Source organism: Stutzerimonas stutzeri (assembly GCF_038561965.1).
GTDB classification, from domain to species: Bacteria; Pseudomonadota; Gammaproteobacteria; order Pseudomonadales; family Pseudomonadaceae; genus Stutzerimonas; species Stutzerimonas stutzeri_AA.
In genome coordinates this window covers 424,030-439,069 of sequence record NZ_CP139348.1, presented here as the reverse complement: position 1 = coordinate 439,069, position 15,040 = coordinate 424,030, and the positions used below count along the sequence as shown (strand labels likewise).

Below are 15,040 nucleotides of genomic sequence, written 5' to 3'. Positions count from 1 at the left end.
GTCACAGCAGCTCCACTTTGGGCAGCCAGACGCGGATCAGCGAGAACAGCCGGTCGAGGTCGATGGGTTTGGCCAGGTAGTCGTTGGCGCCAGCGCTCAGGCAGCGGTCCTGGTCATCCTTCATCGCCTTGGCGGTTACCGCGATGATCGGCAGCTTGGCGAAACGCACGTCCTTGCGAATCTCCTGCATGGCGGTGAAGCCATCCATCTCCGGCATCATGATATCCATCAGCACCAGGTCGATGCCAACGTCGTGCTGCAGCTTGTCGATGGCCTCCAGGCCATTGCGGGCGATTTCCACCAGCGCGCCCTTCTGCTCCAGCGCGCTGGTCAGGGCGAAGACGTTACGCACGTCGTCGTCCACCACCAGGATCTTGCGCCCCTCGAAGGCCTTCTCGCGGCTGCGCGCGCTCTTGAGCATCTTCTGCCGCTCCGGCGGCATGTCCGACTCGACCTTGTGCAGGAACAGCGTGACCTCGTCGAGCAGGCGCTCCGGCGAGCGTGCGCCCTTGATGATGATCGAGCGCGAGTACTTGAGCAGCGCCGCTTCCTCGTCGCGGGTGAGGTTGCGCCCGGTATAGACGATCACCGGCGGGAAGGAGCAGATGTCCTCCTTGGCCATGCGTTCGAGCAGTTCGCTGCCGTCCATGTCCGGCAGCTTGAGGTCGATAATCATGCAGTCGAACACCGTGTCGCGTAGCTGCTCAAGCGCCTGCGCACCGAACGCGACGGCAGTGATCTCGATATCGACGTCCTCGATCAGCCGCGACATGCTTTCGCGCTGCAAGGCATCGTCCTCGACCAGCAGGATGCGTTTGACCTTCTGCGCCAACTTGGCTTCCAGGCGGCTGAACACGTCCTTGAGATCTTCGCGGGTGGTGGGCTTCATCGCGTACCCCACGGCGCCCATCTGCAACGCGGCCTCCTTGCGATCTTCCACGGAAACCACATGCACCGGAATATGGCGGGTCGCCGGGTTTTCCTTGAGGCGTTCGAGCACGGTCAGGCCGGAGTGATCCGGCAGGCGCATGTCGAGCAGGATCGCGTCCGGCTTGTACTGCACCGCCGTATCGAAACCATCGTCAGCGCTCTGCGCCAGCAGGCAGCTGTACTGCAGTTCGTGGGCCAGATCATGAAGGATGCGCGCGAACTGCGGCTCGTCCTCGATGACCAGCACGCAACGCTCCTTGAACGGGAACGTGTCGCGGTCATCCGGCAGGCGCTGCAATGGTGCTGCAACAGCATGGCTCGGCGGCATTTGCTCGTCGCGACGTCGCGGCGCTTCAACCGGCTGCACAGCCACGGGCGGCCTGCTGCTCGGCTGCGCTACCGCCGGCTCGATGACTCGCGCCTCGCTGTAGCTTTGCGGCACGACCAGGGTGAAGGTGCTGCCCGCGCCCGGCGTGCTCTGGACCTCGATCTGGCCACCGAGCAGGTTGGCCAGCTCGCGCGAGATCGACAGGCCCAGGCCGGTGCCGCCGTACCGCCGATTGGTGGTGCCGTCGGCCTGGCGGAACGCTTCGAAGATGACCGCCTGCTGCTCATGCGCAATGCCGATGCCGGTATCGCGCACGGCAAACGCCAGCAGGTCGTCACCGCGTGGCTCGACACGCAGCGTCACCGAGCCCTTCTCGGTGAACTTGAAGGCATTGGCCAACAGGTTCTTGAGGATCTGCTCCAGCCGTTGGCGATCGGTGAACAGGCTGGCCGGCAGCTCATCGGCCAGCTCAACGCTGAACTGCAGCGAGCGCTCCATGGCCTGTGGCAGGAACAGGTTTTTCATCCCATCGACCAGACGGGTGAGGATGGTCAGCTCGGGATGAACCTCGAGTTTGCCGGCCTCGACCTTGGAGATGTCGAGAATGTCGTTGATCAGGATGAGCAAGTCGTTGCCCGCCGAATAGATCGAGCTGGCGAATTGCACCTGCTCGTCGCTGAGATTGCCGGCGGGGTTGTCGGCCAGCAGCTTGGCCAGGATCAGCGAGCTGTTCAGCGGGGTGCGCAACTCGTGCGACATGTTGGCGAGGAATTCGGATTTGTAGCGACTGGCACGCTGCAGCTCGTCGGCACGCTGTTCAAGCATCAACTGCGCATCGTTCAGGCGCTGGTTCTTCTCGTCCATCTGGTCGCGCTGACGCGACAGGGCTTCGGTCTGCTCGGCCAGCTGCTCGTTGGTCTGTTCCAGCTCGGCCTGCTGTTCCTCCATGTGCGCCTGAGACTCGCGCAGGGCGTTGGATTGCTCTTCCAGCTCCTCGTTGGCGGCGCGCAGTTCTTCCTGCTGCACCTGCAACTCTTCGTTGAGCTGCTGGGTCTCGGCCAGCACCTTCTGCAGACGCTGGCGGTAGCGCGCGGCTTCAATGGCCGAGCCGATGCTGGGCACGATGCGGCGCAGCAATTCGCTGTCCTGCTCACGCAGCGGCCGCAGAAAGCCGAGTTCGATCACGCCATTGAGCATGCCGCTGTCTTCCACCGGCACGATGAGCACCGAACGCGGTGCGGTATCACCCAGCCCCGAGGTGACTTTGAGATAGTCCGCCGGCAGGTCTTCCAGCGCCATCACGCGGCGCTCCAGCGCGGCCTGACCAACCAGACCGGTGCCGATATTGAGCGTACGCGCGCTCTGTAGATGGTCGGGGTCGTAGGCATACTCGGCGACACGCTGCAGCTTGCCGTCCTGCACCACGTACAGCGCGCCCACTGCCGCATCGATGTAGCGCGAGAGGAAGTTCAGCACTCCCTGGCCCAGCGCCGGCAAGGCCAGCTCGCCAATGATCGAATCGCCGAGCTGGGTCTGCCCGGTGCGGTACCAGGCCTGTTTCTCCAGCGCGTCGGCATGTGTCTGCTGGCGCTGCAGCGACTCCGAGTAGCTCTCCGAGAGCGAGGTCAGATCGCGACGGCCGAGGTAGACCAGCAGGCCGCTGAAAATCAGACTGAACAGCAGGAAGCCACCGATCAGCGCGGTGGTCACGATTTCCGAGGTGTCGGTGCGCTGGGCCCGTAACTGGCGCTCCTCGGCGATGAAATCGTTGAGCAGGCCGCGGCGCTGGTTGGTCAGGTCGAGGCCCCGGCGGGTGCGCACGTAATCGACTATCGGCTCACCGGCCATCCGCCGAGATATGCCTTCGTCGGCAAAGGCGAGCCAGAGATGGTGGGCTGCATCGATCTTGTCGAGGCGCGAAAGCTGCAGCGCGTTATCGCGGGCATACGCCTTGAGCTCGTTGAGCTCCTTCTCCATGTGCCCCAAGCCCTGGCGATAGGGATCGAGAAACGGCTCCTCGCCGGCGATCAGGTAGCCGCGCAGGCCGGTTTCCAGATCGGCCACCAGACGCAGCGCCTCATGGGCATGGGCGACCCCCTTGACCGATTGTTCCACCCAATGGCTGACGCTCAGCAGGTAGTAGACGATGGCGCTGAAGAAGAATGCGCTGAGAAAGCCGAAACCCAGTGGCACAGCCACGTTACGGTTGAGGATCCGTCTGAAATTGCTCTGGTCGATGAAAGACTCGCTCATGGTTTCCTTTCCGTATGCCCTGGGCAGGCCGAACGCGTGAGAAGCAGGCGTAGCCACCACCATCGGATGATGGCGCTTGGTTACCAGCGTTTTCTTGAGTGTTGCGCGCGTAATAGGTTCCGCAACGCAGCAGAAGGCGCGACTCTACACGGGCACTGAAAGGAGTTCAAAACGGCCCGGCGGGAAGCCGGGCCGGAGCGATCAGCGGCGGGCGATGATCCAGACCGCATGGATGATGCCGGGAATGTAGCCCAGCAGCGTCAGCAGGATGTTCAGCCAGAACGCGCCAGCGAAACCCACCTGCAGGAACACGCCAAGCGGTGGTAGCAGAATCGCAATAATGATGCGGATGAGGTCCATCATGGTCTCCGTCAGGTCAGGGTGGCCATTGCAGGGCCTATTGAATCGACCTGATCGGCGCAGACGGGTTCCTTGCCGTGACGGCGAGATACCCGCTGCCGCAAGGGCAGCGAGTAGAAATCCGCAGGCGACCGGATAAGCCGCCGAGGGCATCGGATGGATGCACAGAGGGGGAAGACGCGGCCACGCATGTGACAGGAGCGGCGCTGCGTCATGCCGCTTTGCCTTATGAGCAGAGCGGCGGTGCCAAGGTTATCGCTTAGCCTGCTAACCATCCCAGATGGGGTGCTTGCCTACCATTGGCCATTGGTCGATAGCCGAGCGATTCAGTAAGGAACACCCCGCGCCAAAGTCGGAACTCGCCACTGCCTGTACGGGTCGTTTAAGCACAGCTTGCGTGCCGCACGCGAGCTTTACATGCATCGACCAGAGGGATACCTAATGCCTGAACCAACCGCGGTGATCTGTGGTGCGACCGCCGGAGTCGGCCGCGCGACGGCCGACGCATTCGCCAGAGCCGGCTACCGGGTCGCGCTGATCGCGCGAGGCGAACAGGGCCTGCGCGACACCCAGGCGCAACTCGAAGCGCTGGGCGCGACGGTCCTGGCGATTTCCGCTGATGTCGCCGATGCCGCTGCACTGGACGCAGCGGCCGACCGTGTGGAGGCAGAGCTGGGCCCTATCGATGTCTGGGTGAACGCGGCGATGACCACGGTGTTCGGCCCCTTCGGCGCATTGACCGCCGAGGAAATCCGCCGCGTCACCGAGGTGACCTACCTGGGCAGCGTGCACGGCGCCCTCACCGCCCTGCGCTGCATGCGCCCACGCAATAGCGGCACCATCGTCCAGGTCGGCTCGGCGCTGGCCTACCGCGCGATACCGCTGCAGTCCGCCTACTGCGGCGCCAAGTTCGCCATTCGCGGCTTCATCGACTCGCTGCGCTGTGAGCTGATCCACGACAACAGCGCCATTCGCCTGAGCATGGTGCAGCTGCCAGCGCACAACACGCCGCAGTTCTCCTGGGCACGCAACAAGGTGGGCTGGCGTGCGCAACCGGTGCCGCCGATCCACACACCGGAAGTCGCGGCCCGCGCGATTCTGCGCGCCGCTCATGAAGCGCCACGGGAGCTGTGGGTCGGCACCGCGAGCATGAAAGCGATCATCGGCACGCTGTTCATGCCCGGCCTGCTCGATCGCATGCTGGCCCGGCAGGCCTGGGACGGCCAGCTGATCCCCGAGCGCGAGCCGGAGGACCGGCCCGATAACCTGTTCGAGCCCGTGGAAGGGCTGCACGCCACCGATGGGCGCTTCAGCGATCAGGCGCAGCCCCGTGCGCTGACCCTCAGCGCGGCAAGTGTCGGCAAGCTGGCCCTGGGCGCTGGCGCATTACTGGCCTTGGGCGCCGGCTGGGCACTGGGCAGGCGCGGACGCTGACACTGCCGCATTCAGGTGCGGGGCGGTTGCCGCCCGCGCTTGCGGCGGATATTGATCCAGGAAAGCACGGCCAGTGCGAGCATCGCCCCGGTCATGTTGTAGTTGCCGATGGCGGCGTAACCGATCGCCGCCAGCGCACAGGCACCAAAGCCAACCCAACGCACGATGGCCATCATCGTCTCCACGGCCTTGCTGCGTGGCACCGGCATCAGTGCGCCCCGCCCTGCATGCGCGCGAGCTCCCGCGCGTCATGGCTACAGAACAATGTCACCTCGTCACGATGCTCCAGCGACAGCGTCCACAGCCGATGCTGATTCGCCAGGCGTGCGGTACGGTCCACCTCCATCATTCGCTGGTAGAAGCGCAGGCCCGGGGTGCAGTGGCGTTCGGTCTGGCCGACTTCCTCGCGATAGAAATAGGCATCGCCGGCATGCAGCAACCAGCCGCTGTCGGTCTGCACCACAACGCCTGCGTGCCCGTGGGTATGCCCGGTAAGGGGAATCAGCTGAATCTCCGGCGGCAGGCCGCGCAGTTCGCGAACGGCCTGGAAACCGAACCAGGTATCGCCGCCCGGCTCGTAGAACTGCCAATGGCGCACATCGTCCCACTGCCGATGGCGATAGCGGTTGTGGCCGATGAAGCTGCGGGTCGCGCGCGCGGCGTCGATCTCGCGCTGCAGCACGTGGACCTGGGCATCGGGGAAGTCCGACAGACCGCCAGCGTGATCGAAATCCAGGTGTGTGAGCACGATATGGCGCACGTCCTCGGCGGCAAAGCCGAGCTTACGTACCTGTTCCAGCGCGGTGTAGCGCAGCTCCAGTTGGATATTGTTGAGCGCGCGGAAGAACGGACTGAGCCGTTCACTGGGCCGCAGTACATCGCAACTGCCGAAACCGGTATCGACCAGCACCAGCCCGTGCTGGTCGGTTTCCAGCAGCAGGCAATGGCAGACCAGCTGTGCGGTCAGCCCTTTGCTGAAGCCATCGAACAAGGCTCCGCCGAGCGGACACATGCAGCCACAGTTCAGATGATGGATGCGCATGAAGACTCCTCGATCAGCATGCCGGCAGGGATGGCCTGCCCCTACTGGGTCTGAGGCCATGCCCGCGGTCGGAGTTCAGCCCGGTCGGCGATTGCGCGGCGTCCTGACTCGCCGCCGCACGGTATGCGGTGGTCTAAGCTGGCAACAAGGGCACGCGATGCGCCGTGCCGTCGCCAGAGGATATCCGCCATGCCTCGCCACCCCCTTCGCTGGCTGCTGTTCGTGCTGTGCGTGCTCGCGGTCCAGAGCGCAACCGCTGCGGCGCCGGTGACACTGCTGCGGGTGGATGGCGCCATCGGTCCGGCCAGTGCCGACTACCTGCTGCGCGGCCTCGAACATGCCCGCGACGAGGGCGCGCAACTGATCGTGCTGGAGCTGGACACCCCCGGCGGGCTGGACGGGTCGATGCGCAGCATCATCAAGGCGATTCTCGCCAGCCCTATTCCGGTAGCCACCTACGTCACCCCCAGCGGCGCCCGCGCGGCCAGCGCGGGCACTTACATGCTCTATGCGAGCCACGTCGCGGCGATGGCGCCCGGCACCAATCTCGGCGCGGCGACACCGGTGCAGATCGGTGGCGGCATGCCCGGTGAACCAGCCGAACAACCGAAGGGCGAAAAGAACGATGACGCCCAGGCGCCCGGCGATGCCATGAGCCGCAAGCAGGTCAACGATGCAGCGGCCTACATCCGTGGGCTCGCGCAATTGCGCGAACGCAATGCCGAGTGGGCCGAGCAGGCGGTTCGCGAAGCGGTCAGCCTGTCGGCGAGCGAAGCACTGGAGCTCAAGGTGATCGACTACCTGGCGCGCGATGTGGCCGATCTGCTGCGCCAGCTGGACGGCAAGACCCTCGCCACCATCGATGGCGAGGTCGGCCTGAACACCGCCAACGCTCAGCTGATCGAACACGCACCGGACTGGCGGGTGCGCCTGCTGGCGGTGATCACCAACCCGAGCGTCGCGCTGATCCTGATGATGATCGGCATCTACGGGCTGATTCTCGAATTCTCCAGTCCGGGCATGGGCGGTGGCGGCGTGCTCGGCGGCATCTGCCTGATCCTCGCGCTTTATGCGCTGCAGCTGCTGCCCGTGAACTACGCCGGGGTGGCGCTGATTCTGCTGGGCATCGCCTTCATGGTGGCCGAGGGCTTTCTGCCGAGCTTCGGCGTACTCGGCATCGGCGGGGTCGCGGCGTTCGTCGCCGGCGCGGTGATCCTGATCGACACCGAAGTACCCGGCTTCGGCATTCTGCTCTCACTGATCGTGCCGCTGGGCATCGCTAGCGCCCTGCTGGTTTTTGCCATCGTCAGCATGGCGTTGAAGGCGCGGCGTCAACGCCTGGTCGGTGGCGACAGCGAGCTGATCGGCAGCCTCGCCTTGATCACCGCGGTGCCGACTAACGATCCCCAGCGCGGCTGGGTGCATCTGCAAGGCGAGAACTGGCAGGTGCACAGCACCGCGCCGCTGCAGATTGGCCAGCAGGTGCGCGTGCTCGCGCGGCAGGGCTTGCAACTGGAAGTCACGGCACAGCCATCAACCAATCGAGAGGAGCTTAACCATGGGTTATGAAATGAGTTTTCTGGTGTTGCTGGTGCTGCTGGCGGGCCTGCTCGCCTCCACCTTCCGCATCCTGCGCGAATACGAGCGCGCCGTGGTGTTCATGCTCGGGCGCTTCTGGAAGGTCAAGGGCCCGGGCCTGATCATGATCATTCCTGGGCTGCAACAGATGGTGCGGGTCGACCTGCGCACTTTGGTGCTGGACGTGCCGACCCAGGACGTGATCTCCCGCGACAACGTTTCGGTCAAGGTCAACGCCGTGGTGTATTACCGCGTACTCGATGCGGAGAAAGCGATCATCCAGGTCGAGGACTATCACTCTGCGACCAGCCAGTTGGCACAGACGACGCTGCGCGCGGTATTGGGCAAGCATGAACTGGACGACATGCTGGCCGAACGTGAACAGCTCAACAGCGATATCCAGCAGGTCCTGGATACGCAGACCGACGCCTGGGGTATCAAGGTCGCGAATGTCGAAATCAAGCACGTCGACCTCGATGAATCGATGGTCCGCGCCATCGCGCGCCAGGCCGAGGCGGAACGCGAGCGGCGCGCCAAGGTCATTCATGCGGAGGGCGAGCTGCAGGCTTCGGAGAAGCTGATGCAGGCCGCCGAAATGCTCGGTCGGCAATCAGGTGCGATGCAGCTGCGCTACATGCAGACACTGAGCAACATCGCCAGCGACAAGAGCTCCACCATTGTCTTCCCGCTGCCCATAGAGCTGCTGCAGGGCATCAAGAACCTCGACAGGAAATCCTGAGTGCACCTATTTGCCATGCTTCACCGACCGCTGCGCCTGCTGCTGATCGCCCTGCTTGCGTTCGCATTGGGCGCATGTGCGGCGCTTTCGCCACGCGACCCGCTCAACGTCCAGGTTGCCGGTATCCAGCCACTGCAAGGCGAAGGCCTGGAGTTGCGCTTCATGGTCCGGCTGCGCCTGCAGAATCCCAACGAGGCCGCCATCGACTACAACGGCGTCGCCCTCGATCTGGAGGTCAACGGCCGGCGGCTGGCCAGTGGCGTCAGCGACCAGAGCGGCACCGTGCCGCGCTTCGGCGAAAGCGTGCTCAGCGTGCCGGTGACCATCTCGGCGTTCTCCGCGGCGCGTCAGGCCCTAGGCCTGGCTGAGCACGTCGGCCTCGACGAGGTGCCCTACGTATTGCGCGGCAAGCTCGCCGGCGGGCTGTTCGGCACCCAGCGCTTCGTCGAAAGGGGCACGTTCGATCTTTCCCCGGCAGCAACATCGCCCTACCGCCGCCAATAAGTCATACGATCACCACACGCAGTAAAACGCGACATCAACGCCTGTACGACCAGTACGGGCGTTCTCAAATGAACAAACAAAACCCCAACCTTTCCTCTATCTGCGCGCTTATAGCTTGTGGCTGCAACGCCTGCAGGAAGATCGCCTTCGACTTTAAGCGACATTGACAACAACGTGCTCATCGCCATAATGCCTGCGGTCATATGACAACTGACGTCATTAGACTTGCCATCAGGCATAGACCACCGCCCCCACGGTGGCCACACCGGGGCGGCCCATCAAGCAAGGGAGCACAACAATAATGACCCCACGCACCCCCTCGTCCGTCGCGCTGTTCGCTGGCGGCTGTATCACCCTCGCATCGCTCGGCATCTGTGCTAATGCACAGGCCGAAGGCTTCATCGAAGACGCGTCGACGACGCTGAATCTGCGCAACTTCTACATCAACCGGAACTTCACCAACCCGGACGCTCCGCTGAGCAAGGCCGAGGAATGGACGCAGAGCTTCATTCTCAACTTCCAGTCCGGCTATACCCCCGGCCCGGTGGGCTTCGGCGTGGATGCGCTGGGCCTGTTGTCAGTCAAGCTCGACGGCGGCGGCGGTACCTACGGCACGGGTCTGCTGCCAGTGCATGGCGCACCTGGCGACCGGCACCCGGCGGATGACTTCGGCCGCCTGGCGGTCGCGGCGAAGGCCAAGCTCTCGGAAACTGAAGTACGTGTCGGTGAGTGGATGGTGGTGTTGCCAATCCTGCGCTCGGACGACGGCCGCTCGCTGCCCCAGACCTTCCAGGGCGGCATGATCACCTCCAAGGAGATCAACGGCCTGGCGCTGTATGGCGGCCAGATGCGGCAGAACAGCCCACGCGACGACGGCAGCATGGAAGACATGTTCCTGCAGGGCTCCGCCGGTGCGACCTCAGATCGCTTCAACTTCGTCGGTGGCGAGTACGAGCTTGGCGCGAAGACCAAGGTCGGCGCCTGGCACGCGCGCCTGGAAGACATCTACCAGCAGAACTACTTCCAGCTCCTGCATACCCAGCCGCTGGGCGAAAACATGGCGCTGACCGCCAACCTCGGCTACTTCACCGGCAAGGAAGAAGGCAGCGCGCTGGTCGGCGACCTCGACAACAAGACCTACTCCGGCCTGTTCGGCTTGCAGGTAGGCGGCAACACCTTCTATGTCGGCCTGCAGAAAGTCAGCGGCGACAATGGTTGGATGCGCGTCAATGGCACCAGTGGCGGCACCCTGGCCAACGACTCGTTCAACTCCAGCTACGACAACCCCAACGAACGCTCCTGGCAGCTGCGCCACGACTACAACTTTGCCGGCATGGGTGTTCCGGGGCTGACCATCATGAACCGCTACATCAGCGGTGATCGCATCGAAGCCGGTGGCGTGGATGACGGCAAGGAATGGGGTCGTGAATCCGAGCTTGCCTACACCGTGCAGAGCGGGCCGTTCAAGAGCCTCAACGTCAAGTGGCGCAACTCCAGCATCCGTCGCGACTACAACACGACCGAGTTCGACGAGAACCGCCTGATCTTCAACTACCCGCTGTCTCTGCTGTAAGCGGTAGCGCAGTACGCAACCCTCCTCGCTCCGGTTGCGATAAATCTTTGGCCCGTCTTCTGACGGGCCTTTTTTCGTTCGCCTTCAGCTACGCGAGACGCGCATACGACAGTGGCGCTCCAGCCGCTCGCCGGGCTGCAGATACACCACGCCATGCTTGGCCGGATCGGCCTGATTCAGAGCATTGTTGAGATGGGACACCGGCTCCACGGCGAACAAGCCCTGCGCGGCAGGCGGCGTGTAGACCACCAGGTGCGCCATCGACGAGTCCGCCTCGATTTGCAGCGTGACACCCGCCGCGGGCCACTGCAGCGCCGCCTTCGCATCCCAGCCGCTGAAGCAGTGATCCAACCCTGGCTCGCCCAGCTCCCGCGCCTGCCGATAATCCCAGCGCGGCGGCACGTCCACCGCCTCGTGCGGCAGCTGCTGCTCATCACTCAACCAGACCTGCTTGGCGGCAAAACCCAGCGTCACGCCGTCGTGGCGCGGGAAGTATGGGTGCCAGCCGAGGCCGGCCGGCATGACCCCATCGCTACGGTTAGTCAGCGCCAGCCGCAGCCAGGCGCCCTGCTGGTCCAGGCGAATCTCATGCTCGAGTTCGAAGGCAAACGGCCAGTCCAAGGCGTTTTCGCCCCAGGTCGGGTCATGCGTCAGGCTCAGTAGGAGGTGATCATTGCCCTGCTTTTCCAGCTGCCAGGCACGCTTCCAGGCCAGCCCATGGATCGGCAAAGCGTGATCAGGGGAGTTGCGCCGTAGCCGATGGGTGCTGCCATCGAAGTCGAATCGGCCCTCGCCGATGCGGTTGGAGTATGGCGCCAGCACGAAGCAGCTCGCGCGGCGCACCTGCTCGCTGCCATCCCAGGGCCGCAACAGGTCGAAATCATCGAGGGCGAAGCGGGTGACGGCGCCCCCCAGCGCCGGGCAGACCGAGAGCCGGAAACCAGCGTGAGCGAGGTGAACCTGGTCAAAGGTAGCCATGCCTTCTCCATATCAGATGGCGCCCACTGCGGAGCGACGTTGCTTGGGCATGAGGCTGCGCCAGGTTCTGCGGCCGGGAACGCTGCCACGCCCAGTGTTGAAACTGGTCGGGGGAACCGGGCTTCGCCTGCAAACGCAGCGATACGGCGTTTCGCCGCCAAGGCACTGGCGCGGCAACCTGCAGCGCTAGACCGGCGTCAGCAGCCTGCCTTCACGGACAAAGCAGTCCAGGTTGTCCAAAAGCAGATCCTCCATCGCGCCGCGGGTTTCATGGGTGGCACTGCCGATGTGCGGCAGCAGCACAACGTTGGGCAACTCACAGAGCGCGGTAGGCACCCTCGGCTCGTCGGCAAAGACGTCCAGCCCGGCACCACCGAGCCTGCCGTCCTGCAACGCGGCGACCAACGCTGGCTCGTCCACTACCGACCCTCGCGCCACGTTGATCAGAATGCCTTTGGCACCCAGTGCGTCGAGCACCGCACGGTCGATCAGATTTTGCGTCTGTGGCCCGCCCGGACAGGTAAGGACCAGGAAATCAGACCAGCGCGCGAGCGCGTGCAGATCGGCCTCGTATTGAAACGGGCTGCCCGCAACCGGCCGGCGATTGTGATAACGCACCGACATGTCGAAGCCCGTCGAACGCTTGGCAACCGCCTCGCCGATGCGCCCCAGCCCAACGATACCCAGGCGTTTGCCACTAACCCGACGGCCGAGGCCAAGATTGCCATCAGCCCAACGGCCCTCTCGGACGAAACGGTCGCCCTGCGCGAGCTGCCGGGCGCAGTCGATAATCAGACCGAAGGCCAGATCGGCCACGCAGTCGTTGAGTACCTCGGGGGTGTTGCTTACCGGTATGCCCCGCGCCCTCGCGGCCTCCACCGCAATGGAGTCATAGCCGACACCGAAGCTGCAGATGGCTCTCAAGCTGGGCAGCCGTTCGATCAGCGAGGCCGGGCAGCCGAACCGCGCAGAGGTGACCATGATCTCGATACGCTCGGCATGCTTGGCAAGCAGCGCTTCGGCGTCGCCCTGCCAGTACGTCAGTACTTCATGGCCGTCCAGGCGCCGCTGAAATCGCTCGGTTAGCGGGCCCATCTGAAGAATGCAGGTCATCGATTTTCCTCTGCTAGTTGGCGAGCCGCACGACCGGTGCCGCCCGTGGGGTTGTTAGAACACTCCCTGCAATACGCCGCACACTGCCAGCAACGGCGCGACCGGCAACACCCAACGCGAACGCCAGGCCAGCAGCAGCACCAGCAACAAGCCGGAGAGCATCACCAGACAAAGCCAGATCACCGTTCCGATCTCGCCGCCCTGGCTGTTGATGCACAGCCAGAGGGCGAAGCCGAAACAGACCGCTGCCAGTGAACGGATGATCGCCGCCCCCGGCAAACGCGTATTAGCGCGAAGCAGCACGCCACGATGGCGGTTCATGGTCAGGCAGAGCAGCGTCATACCCAGGTAGGCCAGGGCCAAAGCCAATAACAACACGTTCACGCCTCCTGTGCTCGGGTTGCCCGGCTACGCATCGCGGCGGGGGCCGGCGCTGCGTTCAGGCGCCAGGCGCAGGCGGCACACGCCAGCCCTGCGACGATCATGAACAGATCAACCGATGCCAACGTCCAGTCGCCACGCCCGAGGCTGGCGATCAGGTGCCCCTCGGCTGTCAGCCCGTTGATCAGTGGCAATCCAAGCGCGAGCACGGCACCGAGCAGCAGTTGTTCGCGCAGCAGGCGGCGGCTCTGCCGGCGCCGCAGCACAGCCCAGAGCACAGCTAGCCACCAGGCGCCAACGAACACCCAGCCCTCGGCCACGGCGCGTTCGGCGAAAGTGCTCGGGATCAGCCGATTGCCCCACAGCAGCGCCAGGCTGGCCAGCGGCAGGCCGGCAAATACGGAGGCGTTCAGCGCCCGTACCCAGACCACGCTCCGATCACCTCGCTGCTCACGCTTGGCCAGCCAGACCTGCAGGCCGCCGACCAGCATGGCGCAACCGGCAAGTCCCATCAGCAGATAAAGCAGGCGCACCAGCGTGCCGCCGAACTGCGCCATATGCAGGCCCGCGAGCCAGAGGTAGGCGCGATAGCCGGTGGATGCATCCTGACGATTGAGCAGCTCGCCGCTGGCGGCGTCGTAGGTCAGGGTGTCCTGCGGTGAGCCGATGCGCGAGCGGTCCCGCCGGCGGATGTCCACCACGGCCGAGGCGTCATCGGGATGGTGCACGCTGACCCAGCCTGCCTCGCCGCCGTCCCACTGCCGCTGCGACTCGACGATCAGCGCATCGAGCGAGGTAGGCGCGGCGGCCGGCTGGTGCAGCTCGTCGCGGTGATAGCTACCCATCACCTCGCCGAAGTACTGCATGACATTGCCGGAGTAGCTCACCTGCGCGGCAGCCGGCATGTAGGACGCGACGAAGATCGCCACGCCGGTGTAGGCCAGCACCAGATGGAATGGAAAACCGACCACGCCGAACAGGTTGTGCGCATCGAGCCAGGCGCGCTGTCCATTGGCCTTGGGCCTCAAGGTGAAGAAGTCCTTGAAGATGCGCCGATGGATAATCACTCCCGACACCAGCGCGACGAGCATGAACATGCCCGCCAGGCCAACGATGTACATGCCGATGTCGCCAGCGTGCAGGTTGTAGTGCAGCTTGAAGAAGAACTCACCACCGACGGTTTCCGGCATGGGCGTGGCCTGCGCACTGCGCGGGTCGAAGGCGACATTGTGGATCGTCTCGGTGCCGTCCACTTCCCAGCCGAGCCGCCAGTACGGTTCACGCTCGGTGGGGCCGTGCATCCAGAAGGCATGCAGCTCATCGCTGACGTTCTGCTGCAACCAGCCCCGTACGTCGTCCGCTCCCAGGCTCGATACCACGCCGTCGTGCAGCGCGGGGCGCATCCAGCGCGTGAGTTCCTTGTCGAAGCACGCAACCGTGCCGGCGAAGATGATCACGAAGAGCAACCAGCTCGGCAGCAGTCCGCCCCAGGTGTGCAGCCCGGCCATGCTTTGGCGCAGTTTCATGGACGAACCCTCCAGTCGCCGGAAAAGAATGCGGCCAGGCACAGCACCGCGGTCAGGCCGACGATCGGCAGCCAGATGCGGCTGGCGCTGCGCGCGGCGAACACGTAGATCACCACGGCGGTCCACACCGCGAAGCTGGCCAGGCTGGAAAACACCACGCGGTCAGGCCGTGCCAGCGGCAGATAGACCGCGAGAAAGGCGGTCACCGCATAGGCCATGGCATAGCCCCCGACCAGCGCCGCGAGGACGCGCGAGACGATGCTCCAGCGGTTGATGGATGTAGTAGTGGTCACCTTGAATC

The 15,040-nt window shown here is 64.4% G+C and carries 14 protein-coding genes; 5 read left to right on the top strand and 9 right to left on the bottom strand.

The annotated features are described in order from the left end of the window. Nucleotide 1: 1 nt before the first annotated feature. Both SM130_RS01925 and SM130_RS01920 read right to left on the bottom strand, forming a co-directional pair. Nucleotides 2–3,511 (bottom strand): response regulator, encoded by a 3,510-nt coding sequence (locus SM130_RS01925; RefSeq protein ID WP_102824153.1) that lies wholly within the window; start codon nt 3,509–3,511, stop codon nt 2–4. Nucleotides 3,512–3,712: 201 nt separating this feature from the next. Continuing rightward, nucleotides 3,713–3,871 (bottom strand): YqaE/Pmp3 family membrane protein, encoded by a 159-nt coding sequence (locus SM130_RS01920; protein ID WP_003282625.1) that lies wholly within the window; start codon nt 3,869–3,871, stop codon nt 3,713–3,715. Between the two features lie 441 nt (nt 3,872–4,312). Between SM130_RS01920 and SM130_RS01915 the strand changes: the two genes are divergently transcribed. Then, nucleotides 4,313–5,305, top strand: a complete 993-nt coding sequence (locus SM130_RS01915; protein WP_102824152.1) for an SDR family oxidoreductase — start codon at nt 4,313–4,315, stop codon at nt 5,303–5,305. 11 nt (nt 5,306–5,316) lie between these two features. On the opposite strand, the gene SM130_RS01910 is transcribed toward SM130_RS01915, so the two are convergent. Together SM130_RS01910 and SM130_RS01905 are read right to left on the bottom strand one after the other, a co-directional pair. Next, nucleotides 5,317–5,514 carry a hypothetical protein gene (locus tag SM130_RS01910; RefSeq protein WP_102824151.1) on the bottom strand — a complete coding sequence of 66 codons (198 nt, stop codon included), beginning with the start codon at nt 5,512–5,514 and terminating at the stop codon, nt 5,317–5,319. Next, a complete protein-coding gene (locus SM130_RS01905) occupies nt 5,514–6,347 on the bottom strand; it encodes an MBL fold metallo-hydrolase (RefSeq protein ID WP_102824150.1) in 834 nt (277 codons plus the stop codon). The genes SM130_RS01910 and SM130_RS01905 overlap by 1 nt, the downstream gene beginning before the upstream one ends. A gap of 189 nt (nt 6,348–6,536) precedes the next feature. Between SM130_RS01905 and SM130_RS01900 the strand changes: the two genes are divergently transcribed. From SM130_RS01900 to SM130_RS01885, 4 genes are all read left to right on the top strand, one after another. Further along, the gene (locus tag SM130_RS01900; RefSeq protein ID WP_102824149.1) at nt 6,537–7,916 is read left to right on the top strand and encodes an NfeD family protein; all 1,380 of its coding nucleotides are present in this window, start codon (nt 6,537–6,539) and stop codon (nt 7,914–7,916) included. Continuing rightward, nucleotides 7,906–8,664: a slipin family protein gene (locus tag SM130_RS01895; RefSeq protein ID WP_102824148.1), complete on the top strand. Its 759-nt coding sequence runs from the start codon at nt 7,906–7,908 to the stop codon at nt 8,662–8,664. The genes SM130_RS01900 and SM130_RS01895 overlap by 11 nt, the downstream gene beginning before the upstream one ends. Before the next feature lie 15 nt (nt 8,665–8,679). Continuing rightward, on the top strand, nt 8,680–9,168 hold the full coding sequence (locus SM130_RS01890; protein ID WP_102824620.1) for an LEA type 2 family protein: 489 nt from the start codon (nt 8,680–8,682) through the stop codon (nt 9,166–9,168). Nucleotides 9,169–9,469: 301 nt separating this feature from the next. Next, nucleotides 9,470–10,741, top strand: a complete 1,272-nt coding sequence (locus SM130_RS01885) for an OprD family porin (RefSeq protein ID WP_102824147.1) — start codon at nt 9,470–9,472, stop codon at nt 10,739–10,741. An 84-nt stretch (nt 10,742–10,825) separates the two neighbouring features. Here SM130_RS01885 and SM130_RS01880 read toward each other — a convergent pair whose 3' ends face one another. The 5 genes from SM130_RS01880 to SM130_RS01860 form a co-directional block, all read right to left on the bottom strand. Continuing rightward, a complete protein-coding gene (locus SM130_RS01880; RefSeq protein WP_102824146.1) occupies nt 10,826–11,719 on the bottom strand; it encodes an aldose 1-epimerase in 894 nt (297 codons plus the stop codon). A 186-nt stretch (nt 11,720–11,905) separates the two neighbouring features. Beyond that, nucleotides 11,906–12,832 (bottom strand): 2-hydroxyacid dehydrogenase, encoded by a 927-nt coding sequence (locus tag SM130_RS01875; RefSeq protein ID WP_102824145.1) that lies wholly within the window; start codon nt 12,830–12,832, stop codon nt 11,906–11,908. Between the two features lie 54 nt (nt 12,833–12,886). Further along, nucleotides 12,887–13,210 carry a DUF3325 domain-containing protein gene (locus tag SM130_RS01870; protein WP_102824144.1) on the bottom strand — a complete coding sequence of 108 codons (324 nt, stop codon included), beginning with the start codon at nt 13,208–13,210 and terminating at the stop codon, nt 12,887–12,889. A gap of 2 nt (nt 13,211–13,212) precedes the next feature. Continuing rightward, a complete protein-coding gene (locus tag SM130_RS01865) occupies nt 13,213–14,739 on the bottom strand; it encodes a PepSY-associated TM helix domain-containing protein (RefSeq protein WP_102824143.1) in 1,527 nt (508 codons plus the stop codon). After that, nucleotides 14,736–15,032, bottom strand: a complete 297-nt coding sequence (locus SM130_RS01860; protein WP_102824142.1) for a DUF3649 domain-containing protein — start codon at nt 15,030–15,032, stop codon at nt 14,736–14,738. Before SM130_RS01860 ends, SM130_RS01865 begins: the two co-directional genes overlap by 4 nt. Nucleotides 15,033–15,040 lie beyond the last annotated feature (8 nt).